Annotated in this window: 25 protein-coding genes; 21 read left to right on the top strand and 4 right to left on the bottom strand. The window is 53.5% G+C overall.

What is annotated here, in order from left to right; translation table 11 throughout:
* Positions 1-39: 39 nt before the first annotated feature.
* The 5 genes from ACS0RQ_RS05785 to ACS0RQ_RS05765 all read left to right on the top strand — a co-directional run bounded on the left by ACS0RQ_RS05785 (position 40) and on the right by ACS0RQ_RS05765 (position 4,656).
* Positions 40-603: a peroxiredoxin gene (locus ACS0RQ_RS05785; RefSeq protein ID WP_039077585.1), complete on the top strand. Its 564-nt coding sequence runs from the start codon at positions 40-42 to the stop codon at positions 601-603.
* A gap of 42 nt (positions 604-645) precedes the next feature.
* A complete protein-coding gene (locus ACS0RQ_RS05780; protein WP_271849984.1) occupies positions 646-1,869 on the top strand; it encodes a protein-disulfide reductase DsbD family protein in 1,224 nt (407 codons plus the stop codon).
* Between the two features lie 20 nt (positions 1,870-1,889).
* Positions 1,890-2,453: an RNA polymerase sigma factor gene (locus ACS0RQ_RS05775; protein WP_271849985.1), complete on the top strand. Its 564-nt coding sequence runs from the start codon at positions 1,890-1,892 to the stop codon at positions 2,451-2,453.
* A complete protein-coding gene (locus tag ACS0RQ_RS05770; RefSeq protein ID WP_271849986.1) occupies positions 2,440-3,081 on the top strand; it encodes an NrsF family protein in 642 nt (213 codons plus the stop codon). Before ACS0RQ_RS05775 ends, ACS0RQ_RS05770 begins: the two co-directional genes overlap by 14 nt.
* Before the next feature lie 144 nt (positions 3,082-3,225).
* The gene (locus ACS0RQ_RS05765) at positions 3,226-4,656 is read left to right on the top strand and encodes a DNA cytosine methyltransferase (protein WP_271849987.1); all 1,431 of its coding nucleotides are present in this window, start codon (positions 3,226-3,228) and stop codon (positions 4,654-4,656) included.
* Here ACS0RQ_RS05765 and ACS0RQ_RS05760 read toward each other — a convergent pair.
* Complete coding sequence (locus tag ACS0RQ_RS05760) at positions 4,631-5,530, bottom strand: LysR substrate-binding domain-containing protein (protein WP_271849988.1); 900 nt, start codon at positions 5,528-5,530, stop codon at positions 4,631-4,633. The genes ACS0RQ_RS05765 and ACS0RQ_RS05760 overlap by 26 nt on opposite strands.
* Positions 5,531-5,629: 99 nt before the next feature.
* Here ACS0RQ_RS05760 and ACS0RQ_RS05755 point away from each other — a divergent pair, with 99 nt between their 5' ends.
* Positions 5,630-6,235: a short chain dehydrogenase gene (locus ACS0RQ_RS05755; protein WP_271849989.1), complete on the top strand. Its 606-nt coding sequence runs from the start codon at positions 5,630-5,632 to the stop codon at positions 6,233-6,235.
* A gap of 32 nt (positions 6,236-6,267) precedes the next feature.
* Here the strand turns inward: ACS0RQ_RS05755 and ACS0RQ_RS05750 are convergent, their stop codons facing one another.
* Both ACS0RQ_RS05750 and ACS0RQ_RS05745 read right to left on the bottom strand, forming a co-directional pair.
* Positions 6,268-7,119, bottom strand: coding sequence for a hypothetical protein (locus ACS0RQ_RS05750; RefSeq protein WP_271849990.1), 852 nt, complete (start codon positions 7,117-7,119; stop codon positions 6,268-6,270).
* Positions 7,120-7,265: 146 nt separating this feature from the next.
* A complete protein-coding gene (locus tag ACS0RQ_RS05745; RefSeq protein WP_039077593.1) occupies positions 7,266-7,424 on the bottom strand; it encodes a YqaE/Pmp3 family membrane protein in 159 nt (52 codons plus the stop codon).
* 215 nt (positions 7,425-7,639) lie between these two features.
* Here ACS0RQ_RS05745 and ACS0RQ_RS05740 point away from each other — a divergent pair, with 215 nt between their 5' ends.
* Complete coding sequence (locus ACS0RQ_RS05740; protein ID WP_071194717.1) at positions 7,640-7,819, top strand: GDFGVC terminal motif YodC-like protein; 180 nt, start codon at positions 7,640-7,642, stop codon at positions 7,817-7,819.
* Positions 7,820-8,294: 475 nt separating this feature from the next.
* Positions 8,295-8,741, top strand: coding sequence for an L-alanine exporter AlaE (gene alaE, locus ACS0RQ_RS05735; RefSeq protein WP_047369158.1), 447 nt, complete (start codon positions 8,295-8,297; stop codon positions 8,739-8,741).
* A 32-nt stretch (positions 8,742-8,773) separates the two neighbouring features.
* Here the strand turns inward: alaE and ACS0RQ_RS05730 are convergent, their stop codons facing one another.
* Positions 8,774-9,118: a DUF2002 family protein gene (locus tag ACS0RQ_RS05730; RefSeq protein WP_271849991.1), complete on the bottom strand. Its 345-nt coding sequence runs from the start codon at positions 9,116-9,118 to the stop codon at positions 8,774-8,776.
* Positions 9,119-9,281: 163 nt separating this feature from the next.
* On the opposite strand from ACS0RQ_RS05730, the gene ACS0RQ_RS05725 reads away from it, so the two are divergent.
* The 13 genes from ACS0RQ_RS05725 to emrB all read left to right on the top strand — a co-directional run bounded on the left by ACS0RQ_RS05725 (position 9,282) and on the right by emrB (position 22,695).
* A complete protein-coding gene (locus ACS0RQ_RS05725) occupies positions 9,282-9,608 on the top strand; it encodes a DUF883 family protein (RefSeq protein WP_193794190.1) in 327 nt (108 codons plus the stop codon).
* A 252-nt stretch (positions 9,609-9,860) separates the two neighbouring features.
* Positions 9,861-10,106: a glutaredoxin-like protein NrdH gene (nrdH, locus tag ACS0RQ_RS05720; protein WP_271849992.1), complete on the top strand. Its 246-nt coding sequence runs from the start codon at positions 9,861-9,863 to the stop codon at positions 10,104-10,106.
* The gene (nrdI, locus tag ACS0RQ_RS05715; protein WP_271849993.1) at positions 10,103-10,513 is read left to right on the top strand and encodes a class Ib ribonucleoside-diphosphate reductase assembly flavoprotein NrdI; all 411 of its coding nucleotides are present in this window, start codon (positions 10,103-10,105) and stop codon (positions 10,511-10,513) included. Before nrdH ends, nrdI begins: the two co-directional genes overlap by 4 nt.
* Entirely contained in the window at positions 10,486-12,630 is a 2,145-nt protein-coding gene (gene nrdE, locus ACS0RQ_RS05710; RefSeq protein WP_271849994.1) for a class 1b ribonucleoside-diphosphate reductase subunit alpha, read from the top strand. Before nrdI ends, nrdE begins: the two co-directional genes overlap by 28 nt.
* A 10-nt stretch (positions 12,631-12,640) precedes the next feature.
* Positions 12,641-13,603: a class 1b ribonucleoside-diphosphate reductase subunit beta gene (nrdF, locus tag ACS0RQ_RS05705; RefSeq protein WP_271849995.1), complete on the top strand. Its 963-nt coding sequence runs from the start codon at positions 12,641-12,643 to the stop codon at positions 13,601-13,603.
* A gap of 413 nt (positions 13,604-14,016) precedes the next feature.
* Positions 14,017-15,219, top strand: a complete 1,203-nt coding sequence (proV, locus tag ACS0RQ_RS05700; RefSeq protein ID WP_271849996.1) for a glycine betaine/L-proline ABC transporter ATP-binding protein ProV — start codon at positions 14,017-14,019, stop codon at positions 15,217-15,219.
* The gene (proW, locus tag ACS0RQ_RS05695; RefSeq protein WP_039077603.1) at positions 15,212-16,279 is read left to right on the top strand and encodes a glycine betaine/L-proline ABC transporter permease ProW; all 1,068 of its coding nucleotides are present in this window, start codon (positions 15,212-15,214) and stop codon (positions 16,277-16,279) included. The genes proV and proW overlap by 8 nt, the downstream gene beginning before the upstream one ends.
* Before the next feature lie 71 nt (positions 16,280-16,350).
* A complete protein-coding gene (proX, locus tag ACS0RQ_RS05690; protein WP_039077604.1) occupies positions 16,351-17,346 on the top strand; it encodes a glycine betaine/L-proline ABC transporter substrate-binding protein ProX in 996 nt (331 codons plus the stop codon).
* 233 nt (positions 17,347-17,579) lie between these two features.
* Positions 17,580-18,764 (top strand): MFS transporter, encoded by a 1,185-nt coding sequence (locus ACS0RQ_RS05685; RefSeq protein ID WP_271849997.1) that lies wholly within the window; start codon positions 17,580-17,582, stop codon positions 18,762-18,764.
* 123 nt (positions 18,765-18,887) lie between these two features.
* Positions 18,888-19,220 (top strand): hypothetical protein, encoded by a 333-nt coding sequence (locus tag ACS0RQ_RS05680; RefSeq protein ID WP_271849998.1) that lies wholly within the window; start codon positions 18,888-18,890, stop codon positions 19,218-19,220.
* A 90-nt stretch (positions 19,221-19,310) separates the two neighbouring features.
* Positions 19,311-19,841 (top strand): transcriptional repressor MprA, encoded by a 531-nt coding sequence (gene mprA, locus ACS0RQ_RS05675; protein ID WP_047369148.1) that lies wholly within the window; start codon positions 19,311-19,313, stop codon positions 19,839-19,841.
* A 127-nt stretch (positions 19,842-19,968) separates the two neighbouring features.
* Positions 19,969-21,141, top strand: coding sequence for a multidrug efflux MFS transporter periplasmic adaptor subunit EmrA (gene emrA, locus ACS0RQ_RS05670; RefSeq protein WP_039077608.1), 1,173 nt, complete (start codon positions 19,969-19,971; stop codon positions 21,139-21,141).
* A 15-nt stretch (positions 21,142-21,156) separates the two neighbouring features.
* Positions 21,157-22,695, top strand: a complete 1,539-nt coding sequence (gene emrB, locus ACS0RQ_RS05665) for a multidrug efflux MFS transporter permease subunit EmrB (protein WP_039077609.1) — start codon at positions 21,157-21,159, stop codon at positions 22,693-22,695.
* The last annotated feature ends 281 nt before the right edge of the window (positions 22,696-22,976 follow it).

Genomic DNA, 22,976 nt, shown 5'->3' with positions numbered 1-22,976 from the left:
TCTATGAGCGTTAAATTCCCTAACCCCATGGAGCGCAACATGACACCGATGAAAAAACTCTTTTTGAGCCTTACCTCTGCCGTACTTCTTAGCGTCTCAATGCCGATGTTCAATGCCCAGGCCGCATTGCCAACCGGTGCACAGGCCCCCGATTTTCAATTGCAGGGCGCACTGGCGGGCAAGCCTTTGACGTTCTCACTGAAACAAGCCCTACAAAAAGGCCCGGTCGTGCTCTATTTTTTCCCGGCGGCATTCAGTAAAGGCTGCACCATCGAAGCCCACGCCTTTGCCGAAGCCACGGATGACTTCAAAAAACTGGGCGCGACCGTCATTGGCGTGACCGCAGGTAATGTGGACCAGGTGGATGAGTTCTCTAAACTGGAGTGCCGCGATAAGTTCACCGTCACGGCTGACCCTGGCGCAAAAGTCGCCTCTGAGTACCAGACGCTGATGCAGATGAATGGCAAAACCCTTTCTGACCGTACCTCATTTGTTATCGCGCCGGACGGTAAGATCCTGCTGAGCTACACTGACAGAAACCCGGAAACGCATATTCAGAAAACGATGGATGCGGTGAAACAGTACGCAAATTCGCACTCGTAAAAGGCGGACGTCACCCCCCCCATTAGCCATCAGAGACTCACTATGTTAACCGCAATGCTGGCCGCCTTCGCAGGCGGCATTATCCTTAATTTTATGCCCTGCGTTTTCCCGATAATCTCGCTTAAGGCGCTGGGGCTGGTTCGCCATTCGCACAGTACGGTGCAGACGCGCAAAGAAGGGCTTGGCTTCTTACTCGGCACGGTTGTCACCATGCTGATACTGGCCGCGGTTTTGTTAGCCCTACGCGCGGGTGGTACCGCCGTCGGTTGGGGGTTTCAGCTCCAGTCGCCGCTGGTGATTGCCTGCCTCGCACTGGTTATTCTGGGCGCTGCGCTGAATTTACTTGGCGTGTTTGAAGTGGGTCTGTCGATGCAGCGCGCCGGGGAAATTTCCGTTGAGCGCGGTGCGTTTGTCCGGGCAGCGCTAACCGGGGCGCTGTCGATCATTGTGGCAACCCCCTGTGCCGCCCCGTTTATGGCAGGCGCTATTGGCTATGCGCTGGTGCAACCACCTGCCGTGGCGCTGGTTATCTTCTTTGCACTCGCACTCGGTTTCGCCGCGCCATTCACTCTTATCTCCCTCTTCCCGGCGTTGGGAAAATGGCTACCGCGCCCCGGCGCCTGGATGAATACGCTAAAACGTGGCCTGGCGTTTCCGATGTTCGGCGCCTTCGGCTGGCTGGTATGGGTGCTGGCTCAGCAGGCAGGTACCACCGCGCTCGCCGCGATTCTGGCGGCCGCTGTAGTGTTGAGTTTCGCCGCCTGGCTCTATGGTATGGCGCAGCAACGGCGCTTTGCCGGTAAGCGACATCTCGCGTTGTTTGCAGTCACCGCTGCGCTGATTCTGGCAGGGATTGTTCCGCTGCCGTCGGTAATCAAAAATGGCGCCCTGCTTGAGACGACGGCACATGTCGAAGAGGTAAAATGGTCGCCGCAGAATGTGGCGGATAATCGTGGCCACGGCAAAGCGATTTTCGTCAATTTCACCGCATCCTGGTGTATCACTTGTCAGGTAAACGAGAAGACATCGCTGTCTACGCAGGCCGTGAAAGAGGCGCTGGCGCGCACGGGCACACTTTATATGGTGGCAGACTCAACCAAATTTAATGCCGATATCGATGACACGATGAACGCCCTGGGTCAGGGCAGCCTGCCGCTGTATGTGGTCTATCCGGCAGATGGCAGCGAACCGAAAATTTTGCCGCAGGTGCTCACCCCGTCGATAGTGGTCAACGCCCTGACACAGGCCAGCGGTAAAAAGACATGAGGCCGTAAGTAAGGCGGAATATGGAAAAACATGAGGCAACACGTGAGCAATGGCCGCAATTGATGGCGCTTGCCCAGGCCGGCGATCAGGCGGCCTACACGCAGTTGCTAAAGGCGTTGGTACCGGTTATCCGCTCGCTGGTACGTAAGCAGGTTGACGATGACATGCTGGTTGAAGATGTCATTCAGGATGTGCTGCTGACCGTGCACAGGGTACGTCACACCTACGATCCCGCTTCGCCTTTTTTACCGTGGCTGATGGCTATTGCCCATGCCCGTTCGGTTGATGCGCTACGCCGTCGTGGCCGTCATCGCCAGCGCGAGCAAGACGACAGCGAGGCGTCTGAGTACGCAAGCGAAGACCGTTATCTGGCCGAACAACACCAGTCGAGGGAAGAACTCGCCATGCTGTTAAACCAGCTTCCGGCGCGCCAGCGGCAGGTAATTGAACATGTACACCTGCACGAAATGACCCTTTCAGAAACCGCGACGCACAATAACCTGACGGTGGCGGCCGTTAAGTCTCTGCTGCATCGCGCATTAAGTAACCTTCGTCGGTTAGGAGCGCATCATGGCCGATCATGATCTTTTTATTGAGCAGTTAAGTCGTACTATCGAGCCCGTAAAACGTCCGTGGCAGCCAGGATGGCGGGTTGTAGCGTGGATCGTGATGGCATTGCCCTGTGGGGCGCTGGCCAGTTTTCTGGTGCACCGGACCTTTACCGACTGGTCTCAGACAGGCGCTGCGTGGGTTATCTTGCAGCTATTTCTGACCTTTATTACCGGCGCGCTGGCTATCCGTAATGCCTTTTTGCTGAGCATTGCCGGGCAGCAATCCCTGAGCTGGAAATGGTTTACGCCGCTGGTTAGCCTCTGGCTCGCACTTTCCTTTGCCAATATGCAGTTGCATCACCACCTCCCGGTACAAGGCAGCGAGGCGGGAACAAATTGTTATCTCTTTATGGTTGTGGTGAGCGTGCCGATGATGGCGATCGTGATTGGTTATCTACGCCGTACCCGCACGTTATTTCCCGCCCGGAGCCTGGCAGCCGCCGGGGCTGGCGTCGCCTGCATGGCGCTGACATTACTGGCCCTTTGCCACCCAACCCATGTGAGTGCGCTGGATTTTCTGATGCATCTCAGCGCCACGGCAACGATCATCCTTGGCACCATGCTGTTGGGCTATAAATGGGTGTCGCTGCCCCACCATTAGACGTATACCGTTCCCTTTGCTGGATAACACGCAGAGCGCACGCGGTTTTGCGTACCGTCCCAACATTCACTGATAACAGCAGGTAAAACTCTCCTCTGGGTCAAATGAGTGATATATTTTCACGCATTAACCCAAGGAGACGTCATGTCGGAATTTGATTCAATCGCGCAGGAGCTTCAGCGCCAGGCCGAAGCAGAAGACAAACGGCAACGAGAAGACGACAACGCATTGCTGGGCCGGGTACTGGAAATCTACGGACAAAAGTATGTGGCGGAACAGTTACGCAAACTGGGTCAAAACGAATGGAGTCGTGAAAGATTAAACCGGCGGGTCAACGGCAAAGGCACCCCTGCGCCATTGACCGCCGCCGAGGAAGCCTTACTGCGCAAAATGCTTCCTTCGCCGCCTGCGCACCATCCGCATTATCAATTCCGCTTTATCGACTTGTTCGCCGGTATTGGCGGTATCCGCAATGGTTTTGAAGCCATTGGCGGACAGTGTGTCTTTACCAGTGAATGGAATAAAAATGCGGTGCGGACTTACAAAGCTAACTGGTACAACGACGAAAGCAGCCATTGTTTTAATCAGGATATTCGCGAAGTTACGCTGAGCGGTAAACCGGACGTCACCGACGCGCAGGCCTATGCGCATATCGACGCACAGATCCCCGATCATGACGTCCTGTTGGCAGGATTTCCGTGCCAGCCGTTCAGCTTAGCCGGGGTGAGTAAAAAGAATGCCCTCGGTCGCGCCCATGGTTTTGAATGCGAAGCGCAAGGCACGCTCTTTTTCGATGTCGCGCGGATTATTAAAGCCAAACGCCCGGCTATCTTTGTGCTGGAAAATGTCAAAAACCTGAAAAGCCACGATCAGGGGAAGACCTTTACCGTGATCATGAATACCCTTGATGAACTGGGGTACGACGTGGCCGACGCCGAAGCGACCGGTAAAGATGACCCGAAGATTGTAGATGGCAAACACTTTCTGCCCCAGCACCGCGAACGTATTGTTCTGGTGGGTTTTCGCCGCGATTTACAGCTAAAGCAAGATTTTACCCTGCGTAATATCGACCGCTTCTATCCGCGCAGCAGACCGACCTTCGGTGAGCTCCTTGAGCCCACTGTTGATGCGAAGTATGTGCTGTCGCCCAAACTGTGGGATTACCTTTTCCATTATGCGAAGAAGCACGCGGCGAAAGGCAACGGTTTTGGATTTGGACTGGTTGATCCCACGAATGCAGCCAGCGTGGCACGAACCTTATCTGCCCGCTATCACAAAGATGGCTCAGAAATTCTGGTTGATCGCGGCTGGGATAAAGCGCTGGGTGAAAGCAACTTTAGCGACGCCGCCAACCAGCAGCGTCGTCCGCGCAGGCTAACGCCACGCGAATGCGCGCGCCTGATGGGTTTTGAGAAACCTGGCGAAAAACCGTTTCGCATTCCGGTGTCGGACACACAGGCCTATCGTCAGTTTGGTAACTCCGTGGTGGTGCCGGTGTTTGCTGCGGTCGCCCGGCTGCTGGAGCCCTGTATATTGCGCGCTGTCACTCTCAGGAAGGGGCAACCCACGCGTTGATATGGTCGAGCAAATGAGCAACATAGCGAGTGAGCTTAGGTAACGGACGGCGCTGCTGGCGATAAAGCAGCCACACCTGGCGCGGCTGTGGCGCAAAGTCCGTTAACACGCGTACCAGTTTGCCGCCTGCCAGCTCATCGGTCAGTAAGATCTCCGGCTGGAGTAATAACCCCGCTCCCGCAACAGCGGCAAGGCGCAATGCCTGCCCGTCATTACAACGAAATACCGGGTCTCGCCGCCAGGACATGTCACCGTCCGTTCCCGGTAGTTTCCATTCGTTATTCGCGTTCCAGACCATGTGCGACAGGCAGCGATGATGCTGTAAATCATCCGGCGTACGTGGCTCACCGTGCCGCGCCAGGTAATCGGGTGAAGCACAAATCACCATGCGATAAAGGCATAGTGGCTTTGCAACCACGTCATCGTTGTGTAACCCACCAATGCGGATCGCCAGATCGAATCCTTCATCAACCAGATCAACCCGTCGGTTGCTCAGATCCAGTTCGACGCGTACCTGCGGATGCGCATTAAGAAAGGCGGCAGTCAGCGGAGCCACTACGCAGGCGCCAAACGTCGTGGAGGCACTTACCCGCAACGTACCGGCGGGAGTATCGCGCAGTCGTTCAATGGAGGTATCCGCCATATGTACCTGCTCAAGCACCCGGCGTGCCTCTTCATAATAGACACGCCCGGCATCCGTCAGACTTTGTCGCCGGGTATTGCGCTCCACCAGCCTTGCGCCAAGCTGCTCCTCCAGCGCACCGATGTATTTCCCCACCATCACCGCCGACAGATTCAATTGACTTGCCGCCTGGGTGAAACTGCCGCAATCCGCAACGGTAATGAACACTTCCATACTGCGCAGCTTATCCATATTGCTAACCCACAGTTAGTAATCAATTAACGTTTAGCTCATTTATCTTATAAATAATTAGCGGAAGAATAGCCACTACTGCAACAGAGGAGCATAACGATGAAAATTTTACTGATTGGCGCAAGTGGTACCGTAGGTCGGGCGGTTGAGCAGGAGCTGAGCCAGGGTCAGCATGACATTATCCGCGCAGGGCGCACCAGTGGTGATGTCCATGTTGATATCACGTCCGATGAGAGCGTGGCAGCACTGTTTGAAAATGTGGGGAGAGTCGATGCTATCGTCGCCACCACCGGCAATCTTTTCTTTGGGCCGCTGGAGAAAATGACCAGCCGGGATTTTGCAATTGGCCTGCAGGATAAATTGCTCGGTCAGGTACGTCTGGCGTTGACAGGGCAACATTACCTGAACGAGGGTGGCTCAATTACGCTAACCAGCGGGATTGTTGGCCAGGAGCCTATCGCGCAAGGGGTCAATGCCACGACGGTCAACGCGGCGCTGGAAGGTTTTGTGAAGGCAGCGGCGTGCGAACTGAAACACGGGCAGCGTATAAATGTCGTTAGCCCGACCATGCTGAGTGAATCGCAAGAAGCTTACGGCTCCTTCTTTCCGGGGTTTGAGAGCGTGCCAGCCGCGCGGGTGGCGCTGGCTTATCGCCGCAGTATTGAAGGCGTGCAGACAGGGCGCGTCTATACCGTGGGCTATTAATCGCCCCTCATCCGTCAATGAGGGGCAGCGGATTAGACATCCGTTTTCAGGCCCGTGACAAAACTCTGCCACTGCTCCTGTAGTGCGCTGATATGGCCTTGCTCAATTTCACGGATGTAGGGTAACGAGCGATTTTTCGCAACCCAGTTGTTGATTGAAGAGAACCAGGCATCACTGTCTGTGGTACTGGCGGTGAGGCTCAGCATTGCATTGCGGACTGTCTGGGAAGAGTGCGTTCCTTCTGCCAGTTGTGCGAGGGCATCCTGATGATGCTGTGCCTGGTCGCGATCCCCCAGGCTTTCCGCCAGTCTGCTCGCCTGAGTGAGGACCACTTTGGTCATCTGATCGGCCTGTGAAGATTTATCACTAATAAACTGAGCGACAAATGCGCTGGCCTCAGTCTGGTAATCCGTTGCCACATACTTCTGTACCACCAGATTCAGCTTGGCTTGTGTTAAGGCCAGATCCATCGCATTGGTGGTGTAATCCCCGTTTTGAGTTGGGGATGTCAGGGCTTTATGCAGTGCGTCAGCCATCTCATCGGCGTTAACCGTGGCGTTCTGGAAAAAGGCCTGAAAACTGACCGCGTCGTTGGCGGTGGCGGGATCGGAATAGAAATCACTGGCAAGGCTCGGTCCCGTTGGCATACGCGCTATCGCCTGGTTACGCAGGTTGAGCACTTCGCGGGCGCTCGCGTCTATCTCCTCCTGAGTCGGCGGCGTTAAGTTATCCCTCGCTTGCGCCATCGCTTCCGGCGACAGACTGACCTCAACGGAATCAACGGGATCAACGTTTTTCCCCGTCACGGCATGCACCGTTTCCAAACGGGTAGTGGCAGGCATGTCCCTCAACGAGGCAGCCGAACTTACATCCTTAATGCTCATATCTTCTCCTTAGAATTGATGCCAAACGTATTTTTTATCGTCTCAATGGCGAAGAACTTTACGGACTCGCACAACAAAACGGAGAAAATATCAGGTTAACAATCAGTTATAAAAACATAAGGGCGAAAGCTCTCGCCCTTCGCCACTTAGTCACGTGACTGAACCCAAAAAGCGTGAATCAGGCCAGGGAAATAGCCAAGCAACGTCAGAATTACGTTGAGAATGAAAGCCCAGCCAAAGCCTTTACCAATGAGTACGCCCAGCGGGGGAAGAATAATCGTAAAAATAATACGCCAGAAACCCATAACTTCTCCATTGCGATAAAAATGCAGGTGATTGTTAAAAAAGGAATTTAATGTAAAAGCTTAGCCACTTTACGGAACACCGCCAGCCGGGCCTTGCGCTTTTACCCTCTTTTACGCAAAACAACATTTCATCAATAGCAGTCATCATCCGGCCCAACTGTACCTTGCGAGCAGTTCGCGCTAAGGTTTAATGACCAGGAAATAAGGAGGACAATATGATTACTGTTGGTGATGTAGTGCAGCCGCGTATTGGCGGACCGAAGTTAAAAGTCATTGAAGTGCATGAGGACCAAATCGTTGCCGTACCGGTGCATAATGACGCGGCAGAGAAAATTACCCTTAAAGCTGCGGACGTGTCTCTTTATAAAGAAGACGGCGATTTCGGCGTCTGCTAATTCCTTTTTGCGGTGAGCATTTCTCACCGCAACTTATCTGTATTTCCCCACCCTTCATCACCTTTCTTTATGCAAAGAATTCGCATATTTACCCAATCAAAGAAACAGCATTTAACGCTGGTAAAAGCGTTTGTATAGCATAAAAAATGCTACTGATTGAATTATGAACATCAGGGAAGGATTGTTCGCTAAAAGTACGCTTTGCTACGGTAAGTCATTTTGTGAATAACATCACAACTCATCCATAAGTTAATGATATCAAATGCTTTTACTGCCCCTCCCAACAAAAATAACGAAATGCGTAAAAAACAGGCAAAGGCAGAGCAATTTATCCAGAAAAAGAAAATAAATAAAAATTATTAGCTAGTTGTTAGTTTATATCCAGACATATAATCTAGCACCATAAAATGTGCCACAGCAAACCGCTAGTTACCGTCCGGTATCAGCTTATTTTCTCTTTTCAAGGAGCAGTACCATGTTCTCTTCGCAGTCCCGCCTGCGTCATGCCGTAGCAGACACCTTTGCAATGGTTGTCTATTGTTCGGTAGTGAACATGCTCATTGAAATATTCCTCTCTGGAATGACCTTCGAGCAGTCACTTTCATCACGTCTGGTTGCTATTCCGGTCAACATTATTATTGCCTGGCCTTATGGTCTGTATCGCGATGCGATCATGCGTTATGCCCGCCGTATTAGCCCGAAAAGCGGAATGCGAACACTGGCGGATGTTGTGGCCTATGTCACCTTCCAGTCACCGGTATATGTCGCTATTTTGCTGACTGTCGGCGCCGACTGGCATCAAATTGTCGCAGCGGTGAGTTCAAATGCGGTACTGTCGATGCTGATGGGTGCGCTGTACGGCTACTTCCTGGATTACTGCCGCCGTCTGTTTGGCGTGAGCTTTCAGCAGGCGAAAGCCTGAGGGTAGAGTGACAGGCCTGCGCCTGTCACTGCTTATTGAAACTCGCCGAACAGGCCCGATAAAAAACGCTCAAGCGCCAGCCGGGAACTGAAACCGTGTGGAATACCGTAATGTTCCTGCGCGTCCCCGCCTAAATATAACGGGAAGTTTTGATAGTGATCGCACGTCTTGATTTCCGAGGCGGGCTCCGCAAGGGACAGACTTCGTTCTTTTAGCGTGGGGTGAATGATCAGCGCCGTACGGCCCATGCGCGCCTCTCGATTTACATACACATAATTGTCACCACGGCGGTAACCATAAGCTTTCGTCGTCGCAACATCCATTCTAAAACCCACTTTCTCAAGAACGCGTGCCACCTCATCGGGTCGTAAATACATATATTTTCCTCGTCATCTTTTTACTGCACCGCAACCTTACATTACTCAGCATTAGCAACGCTTTCAGAAAAGTCCATAAACGAGGGCAAATGCCGTTTCGGTGATTAGCGGCACAAAATTATGGTCTAAACTAAAATTCACATCGAAAACAAAGGAGGATCCGATGTTTAACAGACCTAATCGCAGTGATGTAGATGATGGCGTTCAGGATATCCAGAATGATGTTCATAAACTGGCCGATAGCCTGGAAGATGTACTCAAGTCTCTGGGTAGCGATGCAAAAGACGAAGCGGATACCGCGCGTCGTAAAGCGCAGGCGCTGTTAAGAGAGACTCGGGCGCGTCTGCATGGTCGGACACCAGCACATCAGGCAGCGCGTGACGCGGTAAGCTGTGCGGGTACCTATGTGAAAGAGAATCCGGTCTATGCACTGGGGGCAGTTGCCGCCGTCGGGATTTTCCTGGGTGCGCTGATTTGTAACCGCCGTTAACCCCGTTTACTCTCCCCTCCTCAACCCCGGACGTGATGCACGTGCGGGGTTTTTTATTGCCTGCTGGCCTGTTTTACGCATATACAGCCCCCTCCTCGTTGCGCTCATCAAACAGGAAAAACCAATCTCAATTTCCTATATGTTGTGTGGTTGAAACTTTTATCAACTACATCTAGTATTCCTTTTAGTAACGAACACACGACTGACGCGAACCTTCGCGTCGTTCTCTTATTTTAAATGGAAACACGAATCATGCGCATTACTATTTACACTCAAAATGACTGTGTACAGTGCCACGCCACAAAACGGGCAATGGAAAGCCGCGGCCTTGAATTCGAAATGGTGAATGTCGATCTGGTACCGGACGCTGCAGATGAACTGCGCGCAATGGGTTTTCGTCAGTTACCGGTCGTGGTTGCAGGTGAAACCCAATGGTCTGGCTTCCGCCCGGATATGATCAACCGCCTGCACACCGCACCGCGTGTGGCCAGCGCATGAGCACCCTCGTCTACTTCTCCAGCAGCTCGGAAAACACGCAGCGGTTTATTGAGCGACTGGGGATATCGGCGGTGCGTATTCCACTCAATGAGCGTGAGCGCATCCGGGTAGACGAACCCTACATTCTTGTTGTTCCCAGTTATGGCGGCGGCGGTACGGCAGGTGCCGTGCCACGTCAGGTCATCCGCTTTTTAAACGATCAGCATAACCGTGCGCTGATTCGCGGCGTGATCGCCTCCGGCAATCGCAATTTTGGCGAAGCCTACGGGCGAGCCGGAGATGTGATCTCGCAGAAATGCGGCGTGCCGTATCTCTACCGTTTTGAGCTGATGGGAACCCAGCAGGACATTGAAAACGTGCGTAAAGGAGTGAGCGAATTTTGGCAACGACAACCGCAGAGCGCGTAATGCAAGCCGCACCGGATTACCATGCGCTGAACGCCATGCTGAATCTGTACGATAAAGCAGGCCGCATCCAGTTCGACAAAGACCACCAGGCGGTAGACGCGTTCTACAGCAACCATGTTCTGCCCAATAGCATGACATTCGCCAGCCAGGATGAGCGCCTTAACTATCTGGTGCAGGAAGAGTATTACGATGAAAGCGTGCTGGCGCGTTATGATCGCGCTTTCGTGGTCGACCTTTTTGCTCACGCCCATGCCAGCGGTTTCCGTTTCCAGACGTTCCTTGGCGCATGGAAGTACTACACCAGCTATACGCTGAAAACCTTCGACGGCAAACGTTATCTTGAGCATTTCGAAGACCGCGTGTGCATGGTCGCGCTTACCCTCGCCCAGGGAGATAAAACCCTGGCGCAGCAGTTGACCGATGAGATCCTGGCTGGTCGCTTCCAGCCAGCAACACCGACCTTCCTCAACTGCGGCAAAAAGCAGCGCGGCGAGCTGGTCTCCTGCTTCCTGTTACGTATTGAAGACAATATGGAATCCATTGGCCGCGCGGTGAACTCAGCGTTGCAGTTGTCCAAACGCGGCGGTGGCGTGGCCTTTTTGCTCTCAAATCTGCGCGAGGCCGGTGCGCCGATTAAACGCATTGAGAACCAGTCGTCGGGTGTGATTCCGGTGATGAAGATGCTGGAAGATGCCTTCTCTTATGCAAACCAGCTAGGCGCGCGCCAGGGAGCGGGTGCCGTTTATCTCAACGCGCACCACCCGGATATTTTGCGTTTTCTCGATACCAAACGGGAAAACGCCGACGAAAAAATTCGTATTAAAACGCTCTCACTGGGTGTGGTGATCCCGGATATCACTTTCCGTCTGGCAAAAGACAATGCTGACATGGCGCTGTTTTCACCCTATGACGTGGAGCGCCTGTACGGCAAACCCTTCGGTGATATCGCAGTAAGCGAGATGTATGAACAACTGGTTGCCGATGACCGCGTACGTAAGAAATACATCAACGCACGCGATTTCTTCCAGACGCTGGCGGAAATCCAGTTCGAATCAGGCTATCCGTACATCATGTTTGAAGATACGGTGAACCGCGCCAATCCCATTGCCGGGCGTATCAATATGAGCAACCTGTGCTCCGAGATTTTGCAGGTGAATAGCCCGTCCACGCTGGATGAAAACCTGGACTACGCGGATATTGGCCACGATATCTCTTGCAATCTCGGCTCGCTCAATATCGCCCATACCATGGATTCGCCTGACTTTGGCCGCACGGTGGAAACGGCGGTGCGTGGCCTGAGCGCGGTCTCAAACATGAGCCACATCCGCTCGGTTCCCTCGGTAGAAGCGGGGAATGCGGCATCGCACGCTATTGGCCTGGGGCAGATGAACCTGCACGGCTATCTGGCGCGTGAAGGCATTGCCTACGGCAGTGAAGAGGGGCTGGATTTCACCAACTTCTATTTTTACACCATCACCTGGCACGCGCTGAATACCTCAATGATGATGGCCCGCGAACGCAACCAGCGTTTTACAGGCTTCGAACAGTCGCGCTATGCCAGCGGGGAATTTTTCAATCAGTACCTGGAAAAGAACTGGCAGCCAAAAACAGAGAAAGTCCGTGCGCTCTTTGCCCGAAGCGGCATCACCCTCCCTGACCGCAATATGTGGGAGCAGTTGCGTGAGAGCGTGATGCGCTACGGCATTTACAACCAGAACCTGCAGGCGGTTCCGCCCACCGGGTCTATTTCTTACATCAATCACGCCACGTCGAGTATTCACCCTATCGTGTCGAAAATTGAGATTCGCAAGGAAGGCAAAACCGGGCGCGTTTACTACCCTGCCCCGTTTATGACCAACGAAAACCTGGCGTTTTATCAGGATGCCTATGAAATCGGGCCGGAGAAGATCATCGACACCTACGCTGAGGCCACGCGTCATGTGGATCAGGGGTTGTCATTGACGCTGTTCTTCCCGGACACCGCCACCACGCGCGACATTAATAGAGCGCAGATTTATGCGTGGAAGAAAGGTATCAAAACGCTGTACTACATCCGCCTGCGCCAACTGGCGCTGGAAGGGACTGAAATCGAGGGTTGCGTGTCCTGCGCGCTGTAAGGAGAAAAGGATGAAACCACTATCACGCGTGAGCGCCGTCAACTGGAACAAGATTCAGGATGATAAAGATCTTGAGGTCTGGAACCGCCTGACCAGTAACTTCTGGCTACCGGAAAAAATACCGCTGTCGAACGATATCCCCGCCTGGCAGACGCTGAGCCACGCGGAACAGCAACTGACGATCCGCGTTTTTACCGGGCTGACGCTGCTCGATACCATTCAGAATACCGTGGGTGCGCCGACATTAATGGCCGATGCGCTGACGCCTCATGAAGAGGCGGTCTTATCGAACGTCAGCTTTATGGAAGCGGTGCATGCTCGCTCTTACAGCTCGATTTTCTCCACGCTGTGCCAGACGAAAGATGTGGATGCGGCCTACGCCTGGAGTGAAGAGAACAGCGCGTTGCAGCGTAAGGCACAGCTCATTCTGGAGTATTACCGTGCCGATGATCCGCTGAAGAAGAAAATTGCCAGCGTCTTCCTGGAGTCGTTTTTGTTCTATTCCGGCTTCTGGCTGCCGATGTACTGGTCCAGCCGCGGCAAACTGACCAATACGGCGGATCTGATTCGTTTGATCATTCGCGACGAGGCGGTTCACGGCTATTACATTGGCTATAAGTATCAGAAAGGGCTGGAAAAAGTCAGCAGTGAAAAGCGTGAAGAATTAAAAAATTTCGCGCTGGAGTTGATGATGGATCTCTACGATAACGAAGTGACCTACACCGAGGACTTATATGCGGAGTCGGGTTGGGCCGAAGATGTGAAAGCCTTCCTCTGTTACAACGCCAATAAAGCGCTAATGAACCTGGGCTATGAGCCCTTGTTCCCGACGGAAATGGCAGAAGTAAACCCGGCAATTCTCGCTGCCCTCTCACCGGGAGCGGATGAAAACCATGACTTCTTCTCGGGTTCCGGTTCGTCTTATGTGATGGGCAAAGCGGTGGAAACCGAGGATGAGGACTGGGATTTTTAATCTTCCAGTAAGCAGGAATATCCCCGGCGGCGCTGCGCTTACCGGGGCTACGGTTTTGTCACCCGGATAAGGCGTTTACGCCGCCATCCGGGACTCTCGCATATCAAATATAATTCCTTACAATCTCGCCGAATATTCCCCCCTATTTCCGGCGTCATTCCCTCGTCATATTCTTCTGAAACAACGTGCGTCATATCAAAATTCAACAGCAAAACGAGAAAAATCTCATAAAAATTCAATCACCGCTCAGCCCTTATCTCATGGGAAATTCAGGCGATTTTACACTTGCAAAATTCCACCAATACAAGTCATGAGGGTTGTCACAGAATCTCAGTATGCTAGGGTATACGCGGTCAATTATTCGCATCAGGTAACATATCGACATAAATAAATAACAGGAAACGTTCTATTGCATGGCAATTAAATTAGAAGTTAAAAACCTATATAAAGTATTTGGCGAGCATCCGCAGCGAGCTTTCAAATATATTGAAAAGGGATTTTCGAAAGAACAAATTCTGGAAAAAACAGGGCTATCGCTTGGCGTTAAAGACGCCAGTCTGGCCATTGAAGAAGGCGAGATATTTGTCATCATGGGATTATCCGGTTCGGGTAAGTCCACAATGGTACGCCTTCTCAATCGCCTGATTGAACCCACCCGCGGACAGGTACTGATTGATGGCGTGGATATCGCCAAAATATCAGATGCCGAACTCCGTGAGGTGCGCAGGAAAAAGATTGCGATGGTCTTCCAGTCATTCGCGCTAATGCCGCATATGACAGTGTTAAATAACACTGCGTTTGGCATGGAATTAGCGGGCGCGAGCGCCAGTGAGCGTCAGGAAAAAGCCTTAGACGCATTGCGTCAGGTCGGGCTGGAGAATTATGCCCACGCTTATCCGGATGAACTCTCTGGTGGTATGCGCCAGCGCGTAGGTCTCGCTCGCGCATTAGCGATTAATCCCGATATCTTATTAATGGACGAAGCCTTCTCGGCGCTCGATCCATTAATTCGTACCGAGATGCAGGATGAACTGGTGAAATTACAGTCGCGCCATCAACGCACTGTGGTCTTTATTTCCCACGATCTGGATGAAGCAATGCGTATTGGCGATCGGATTGCCATTATGCAAAACGGCGAAGTTGTTCAGGTCGGAACACCGGATGAAATTCTGAATAATCCGGCGAATGATTATGTGCGAACCTTCTTCCGTGGCGTGGATATTAGCCAGGTATTCAGCGCAAAAGATATTGCCCGCCGCACGCCGGTCGGCCTTATTCGCAGAACGCCAGGTTTTGGCCCACGTTCAGCGCTGAAGATGTTGCAGGATGAAGACCGTGAATATGGTTATGTGATTGAACGCGGTAATAAATTTGTTGGCATTGTCTCCATCGACTCTCTGAAAACGGCGCTAAGCCAGAATCAGGGGATCGATGCGGCGTTAATCGACTCCCCGCTTGCCGTGGACGCGGAAACGCCGCTCAGCGAGTTGCTCTCTCATGTTGGCCAGGCACCCTGCGCGGTACCGGTGGTCGGTGAAGAACAACAATACGTCGGCATCATCTCCAAACGGATGCTGCTACAGGCTTTAGATCGCGAGGGAGCAAACAATGGCTGATCAAAATAACCCGTGGGAGAGCGCACCGGCAACCGACAGCGCGGCACAATCGGCTGATGCATGGGGATCATCACCCGCCCCCGCACCAACGGATGGCGGCGGTGCCGACTGGCTCGCCAATGCCCCGGCACCTGCGCCGGAGCATTTTAATATTATGGATCCCTTCCATAAGACGCTGATCCCTCTGGATAGCTGGGTCACACAGGGGATCGACTGGGTGGTGACGCACTTCCGCCCGGTGTTCCAGGGCATCCGTGTCCCGGTGGATTACATCTTAAGCGCCTTCCAGCAATTGCTGTTGGGGATGCCTGCACCGGTCGCGATCATCGTCTTTTCACTGATCGCCTGGCAGATTAGCAGCGCAGGAATGGGCGTCGCGGCACTGGTGTCACTGATTTTGATCGGTGCCATTGGCGCCTGGTCGCAGGCGATGGTCACGCTGGCACTGGTGCTGACCGCCCTGCTGTTTTGCATCATTATCGGGCTACCGCTTGGCATCTGGCTGGCGCGCAGTGAACGTGCGGCGAAGATCATCCGTCCGTTGCTCGACGCCATGCAGACAACGCCTGCGTTTGTCTACCTGGTGCCGATTGTGATGCTGTTTGGTATCGGCAATGTGCCGGGCGTGGTGGTGACGATTATTTTCGCCCTGCCGCCGGTGGTGCGTTTGACCATCCTGGGTATTAACCAGGTGCCGGAAGATTTAATTGAAGCATCACGTTCATTTGGCGCCAGCCCGCGCCAGATGTTGTTCAAAGTACAGTTACCACTGGCCATGCCCACCATTATGGCGGGGATCAACCAGACGCTTATGCTTGCCCTCTCCATGGTAGTGATCGCATCGATGATCGCCGTCGGTGGACTTGGTCAGATGGTACTTCGCGGTATTGGCCGTCTCGATATGGGGCTGGCAACCGTCGGTGGCGTGGGGATTGTTATCCTCGCCATCATCCTCGACCGCCTGACACAGGCGATGGGTCGCGATGCCCGCAGCCGGGGTAATCGTCGCTGGTACAGCACCGGCCCACTTGGGTTGATTACTCGCCCGTTCATTAAATAACGATGTAGCTCGCCCGGAGACACGCGCTCCGGGCCTACTGAGTCCTACCTAAAATTGAAGGAATAACAACGATGCGACAGAACATTATTCTCGCCACAGCGTTTGCCACCCTTGTCTCCACCAGCGCATTTGCGGCCGACCTGCCCGGCAAAGGCATCACCGTACAACCTTTCCAGAGCACTATCTCTGAAGAAACATTCCAGACCCTGCTGGTCAGCCGTGGGCTGGAAAAACTCGGCTATACCGTCAACAAGCCCAGCGAAGTGGACTACAACGTCGGTTACACCTCACTGGCGGCGGGCGATGTGACCTTTACCGCCGTGAACTGGCAACCACTGCATGATGATATGTACGCGGCGGCCGGCGGAGATAAAAAGTTCTACCGCGAGGGGGATTTCGTTACCGGCGCAGCGCAGGGGTATCTGATCGATAAGAAGACCGCTGAGAAGTACAACATTAAAAGCATCGATCAACTTAAAGATCCCAACATTGCCAAACTGTTTGATACCAACGGCGACGGGAAAGCAGACCTGACAGGATGTACGCCGGGCTGGGGCTGTGAAGCGGTGATCAACCACCAGATTGACGCCTTTGGCCTGAGTAAATCCGTGGTGCATAACCAGGGCAATTACGCGGCGATGATGGCCGATACCATTACTCGCTTTAAAGAAGGCAAACCGGTGCTCTATTACACCTGGACGCCGTACTGGGTTAGTGACGTACTGAAACCGGGGAAAGATGTGGTCTGGCTGCAGGTGCCATTCTCTTCTCTGCCGGGCGAGCAGAAAAATATCGACACCAAACTGCCTAACGGTATGAACTACGGCTTCCCGGTGAACACAATGCACATTGTCGCCAATAAAGCCTGGGCCGAGAAAAACCCGGCGGCGGCGAAACTGTTTTCCGTAATGAAGCTGCCGATTTCTGATATCAATGCGCAGAATGCGATGATGCACGCCGGTCACGCCTCCGAAGCGGATATTCAGGGTCATGTTGATGGTTGGATCAAAGCCCACCAGCAGCAGTTTGACGGTTGGGTGAAAGAGGCGCTGGCCGCGCAGAAGTAAGGGTTTGGCTTTTAGTCGCCCTTCCCCTCGGTTTTCTCCCTCTCCCCGTGGGAAAGGAATCCCACAAAATAATACGAGCACTATCGGTCCCCTCGCCCCTGCGGGGTGAGGGCAATAAACCGCACAAATTCTTAACCGCACTAAGCGACACGCGATCCCTCCCACCTTTTTCTCTTCATTAGTTATTATTGATATCCACGAAAATAATCAGCTAATGAATCAGTCACAGAAAAATGACCAAACAACATCAAGGGCTTAGCCCGGCGCTGATCGCGCTCATGTCCGTCGCCACCGGTCTATCCGTCGCCAGTAACTATTACGCGCAGCCGCTGCTCGATGCGATTGCCCGCGCCTTCGCGCTTTCTCCCAATCAGGCTGGCTTTATTGTCACCGCGGCCCAACTCGGCTATGCCGCAGGCTTGCTGTTCCTGGTTCCCCTGGGGGATATGTTTGAGCGCAGACGGCTTATCGTCTCCATGACCCTGCTGGCTGCGGGGGGCATGTTGATCACGGCCAGCAGCACCACGCTTGGGATGATGGTTCTTGGAACCGCGCTGACGGGCCTTTTCTCAGTGGTGGCGCAAATCCTCGTTCCGCTGGCCGCCACCCTTGCCGCGCCGGAAAAAAGAGGCAAAGTCATCGGCACCATAATGAGTGGCCTGCTGCTTGGCATTCTGCTGGCGCGAACCGTTGCCGGATTGCTGGCAAGCCTCGGCGGCTGGCGCACGGTCTACTGGGTAGCCAGCGTGCTGATGGTTATCATGGCGATTGCACTATGGCGTGGTCTGCCAAAGGTCAAACAGGACAATCACCTGAATTACCCACAGCTTCTGGGATCGATCTTCACCCTGTTTGCCAAAGAGAGAGTACTGCGCACCCGTGCCCTGCTGGGCTGCCTCTCCTTCGCCAATTTCAGCATTCTCTGGACCTCGATGGCCTTCCTGCTCGCCTCGCCACCCTTTAACTTCTCAGAGGGAGTGATCGGGCTGTTTGGCCTGGTAGGCGCCGCAGGCGCACTGGGCGCGCGTCCTTTTGGTAGCCTGGCGGACAAAGGCAAAGCTCACCTGACCACCACCGTCTCACTGGGGTTACTGCTTCTCTCCTGGCTGGCGATTGCCTGGGGCCAAAGCTCGGTGCTGGCGCTGATCGTCGGAATTCTGGTACTGGATTTGACCGTACAGGGTGTCCACATCACCAACCAGACCGTCATTTATCGTCTCAAACCCGAAGCCCGTAACCGCCTGACCGCCGGTTATATGACCAGTTATTTCGTCGGTGGCGCGGCCGGATCCCTTATCTCCGCATCGGCATGGCAACATGCAGGCTGGACCGGGGTGAGTATTGCAGGTGGCAGTTTCGCTGCCCTTAACCTGTTGGTCTGGTGGCGAGGCTATCAGCCCCCGCAAAAAGCAGAATAAAATCCCGCCCACGCCAGGTCGCAACACCAAAAAACCGGGGTGTTAAGGTGCCCCTGAGTCTGATATGGTTATGCGACTTATTTATCCCGGTGATTTTAACGTGGGTGATATTTAACAAATACTATGGATAGTAGAGATACAACAACCGACCCCTTCCCCGTTGCACTTGCAACCTTTCCGGAAGGGTTCAGAAACCGTCTTCCTGACGTATTACGTTACGTTCCTGTGGCATTCCCATTCGGCCTGAATGCCACGAAGCCAGATTTTTCGCCACCCGGCGAGTTCATCTCCCGCGTCACTCTGTTCTCCATCCCCGCCGCGCCCCTTACGGGCTGCGTTAACGTTTTATTTATCTTTCTGGGGCTGCGTTTCTGGAAAACGCGCAGCCTGATTCTTGCTGGATTATTGCGCGCGCTCGCTTACGGAATCGTCTGGAAATTACTGACAGTCCCATAACTAAAGCAAATTTATTAGAGAAAATAATACATTTACTTTATTTGTCACTGTCGTTACTATATCGACTGCAATTAATGAGGTTATGCCCAAATGGATAGTTCGTTTACGCCCATTGAACAAATGCTTAAATTCCGCGCCAGCCGCTATGAAGATTTCCCGTTCCAGGAAATTCTGCTCACCCGCCTGTGTATGCACATGCAGGGCAAACTGCTGGAAAACCGCAACAAAATGCTGAAAGCTCAAGGGATTAACGAAACATTATTTATGGCGTTAATCACCCTGGAGTCGCAGGAAAATCACAGTATTCAGCCATCGGAACTGAGCAGCGCGCTAGGCTCTTCCCGCACCAATGCGACCCGTATCGCCGATGAACTGGAAAAACGCGGCTGGATTGAACGCCGTGAAAGCGACAATGACCGTCGCTGCCTGCATCTGCAGTTGACCGATAAAGGACATGAATTCCTGCGTCAGGTTCTGCCACCGCAGCACAACTGTCTGCACCAACTCTGGTCTTCGCTGACTACCGCTGAAAAAGACCAACTCGAGCACATCACACGCAAGTTGCTCACTCGCCTGGATCAAATGGACGAAGACGGCACCATCCTTGAGGCGCTGCGCTAACGCTGAGATCCGCTCGAACATCCAGATTGAATAAGAATTCCGTCAGGCCGGCACGTCACACTGCTGGCCTTTCTGACAAAACAGGTCGGCCTTGCCGATATGAAATAATAAGATCGTGGAGAAAAGCATGAGCGCAAATGCGGAGAGTCAAACCCCGCAGCAACCGGTCAAAAAGAAAGGCAAACGCAAAGGCGCCCTTCTGCTGTTGACCTTGCTCTTTATTGTTATTGCCGTGGCATATGGGATTTATTGGTTTTTAGTACTGCGTCATTTTGAGGAAACCGATGACGCCTACGTGGCAGGGAACCAGGTTCAAATCATGGCGCAGGTATCCGGCAGCGTGACGAAAGTCTGGGCTGACAACACCGACTACGTCAAACAAGGGGATGTGCTGGTCACCCTCGATGCTACCGATGCCCAACAGGCATTTGAAAAAGCGCAGACCGCGCTGGCCTCAAGCGTTCGCCAGACGCGTCAGTTGATGATCAACGGCAAGCAGCTTCAGGCAAGCATCGAACTGCAACGTACCGCTCTGGCTCAGGCGCAAACGGATTTAAATCGCCGTGTGCCGCTGGGCAACGCCAACTTAATTGGCCGTGAAGAGCTGCAACATGCGCGTGATGCTGTCGCCACCGCACAGGCGCAGTTGGATGTTGCTATTCAGCAATATAACGCCAATCAGGCGATGATCCTGGATACCCGTCTGGAAGATCAGCCTGCGGTAAAACAGGCCGCCGCTGAACTGCGTAACGCCTGGCTTGCGCTGCAACGTACCAAAATTGTCAGTCCGATCACCGGTTATGTCTCTCGCCGTGCCGTTCAGCCTGGCGCGCAGATAAGCCCGACAACCTCACTGATGGCCGTCGTACCGGCCACGGGTTTGTGGGTGGACGCAAACTTCAAAGAAACTCAGCTTGCGCATATGCGTATCGGCCAGACAGCTACCGTCGTCAGCGATCTTTACGGTGATGAAGTGAAATACACCGGCAAAGTGGTGGGTCTGGATATGGGTACAGGTAGCGCCTTCTCTCTGCTTCCGGCCCAGAACGCCACCGGTAACTGGATCAAAGTGGTTCAGCGCCTGCCGGTACGTATCGAACTCGATGCAAAACAGTTGAGCGATCACCCGTTGCGTATTGGCCTCTCTACGCTGGTCAATGTTGATACCACCAACCGTGACGGCCAGGTACTGTCTAGCCAGGTTCGCACCAGCCCGGCCTATGAGAGCAACGCACGTGAGCTTGACCTGAAACCGGTCAATACCCTGATTGAAAATATCGTGAAGGCCAACGCGGGTTAATCCGAGGTACGCGTAATGCAACAGAGAAAACCGCTGGAAGGAGCGCAACTGGTCATTATGACCATTGCGCTGTCACTGGCGACCTTCATGCAGGTGCTGGATTCCACCATTGCTAACGTCGCGATCCCAACGATTGCCGGCAACCTTGGCTCTTCCCTGAGCCAGGGTACCTGGGTTATCACCTCTTTCGGGGTGGCAAACGCCATCTCGATTCCGATAACCGGCTGGCTGGCGAAGCGTGTGGGTGAGGTCAAACTGTTCCTCTGGTCTACGGTCGCTTTTGCTATTGCCTCCTGGGCATGCGGTGTCTCCAATAGCCTGAGCATGCTGATCTTCTTCCGCGTCATTCAGGGGATTGTCGCCGGGCCGTTGATTCCACTCTCCCAGAGTCTGTTGCTGAGTAACTACCCGCCCGCTAAACGTTCCATTGCGCTGGCGCTGTGGTCGATGACGGTGATCGTAGCCCCCATTTGCGGCCCGATCCTCGGCGGTTATATCAGTGATAACTACCACTGGGGCTGGATCTTCTTTATCAACGTCCCTATCGGCGTACTGGTCGTACTGCTGACTCTGCAATCGCTGCGTGGCCGTGAAACACGCACCGAACAGCGCCGTATCGACGGTGTGGGCCTGGCGTTACTTGTGATTGGTATCGGTAGCCTGCAGGTGATGCTCGACCAGGGTAAAGAGCTGGACTGGTTCAACTCCCGCGAGATCATCATCCTGACCATTGTCGCCGTGGTGGCGATAAGCTTTCTTGTGGTGTGGGAGTTGACGGATGAGAACCCGATAGTTGACCTGTCGCTCTTTAAGTCGCGGAATTTTACCATCGGCTGTTTGTGTATCAGTCTCGCCTATATGCTCTATTTCGGCGCGATTGTTCTGTTGCCGCAGCTATTGCAGGAAGTTTACGGCTACACCGCGACATGGGCGGGGCTCGCCTCTGCGCCAGTTGGGGTGATCCCGGTCCTGCTGTCGCCGATCATTGGTCGTTTTGCCCATAAGCTCGATATGCGCAGGCTGGTTACATTCAGCTTTATTATGTACGCCGTCTGCTTCTACTGGCGTGCATATACCTTTGAGCCGGGAATGGATTTTGGCGCTTCCGCGTGGCCGCAATTTATTCAGGGTTTCGCCGTGGCCTGCTTCTTTATGCCACTGACGACGATTACCCTGTCCGGTCTGCCGCCGGAACGTCTGGCGGCGGCGTCGAGCCTGTCGAACTTTGCCCGAACGCTGGCAGGTTCCATCGGGACATCGATCACCACCACCATGTGGACCAACCGGGAATCGATGCATCACGCGCAACTGACCGAGTCAGTAAACCCTTACAACCCGAACGCGCAGGAAATGTATAACCAGCTGCAGGGGCTGGGGATGTCACAGCAGCAGGCATCCGGCTGGATAGCCCAGCAAATCACCAATCAGGGGCTGATTATTTCCGCCAATGAGATTTTCTGGATGTCGGCCGCGGTATTCCTGGTCTTGCTGGGCCTTGTGTGGTTTGCCAGACCGCCGTTTGGTGCTGGCGGCGGTGGTGGTGGTGCGCACTAGGCACCGCTCATTCCGGCAGAAAAAAGCTTTCACCTGAGGGATCTTCGGATCCCTTTTTTATGCCCGCACTCGCAGGTGGTTGTTTTATCATCATAACGCGTGTATCTTTACGCCCGCCCCGAAATCTTCCATTCACCCTAACCGGTTCTGAGCAACGCGCTCAGGTTGTTTATCCCTCTGACGTCGTCCACCCCTTTTGCGGGTGATTGTTAACCTCACATTTTTAACCCACTCAACCTGGCATTCGCACGCCGCGCGGGCGAACAATAATTATACAAAAA

Source organism: Phytobacter diazotrophicus, assembly GCF_052061655.1.
Lineage (GTDB): Bacteria > Pseudomonadota > Gammaproteobacteria > Enterobacterales > Enterobacteriaceae > Phytobacter > Phytobacter diazotrophicus.
The sequence above is the reverse complement of the archived record's forward strand: the minus strand, read 5'-3'. Positions and strand labels throughout refer to the sequence as shown.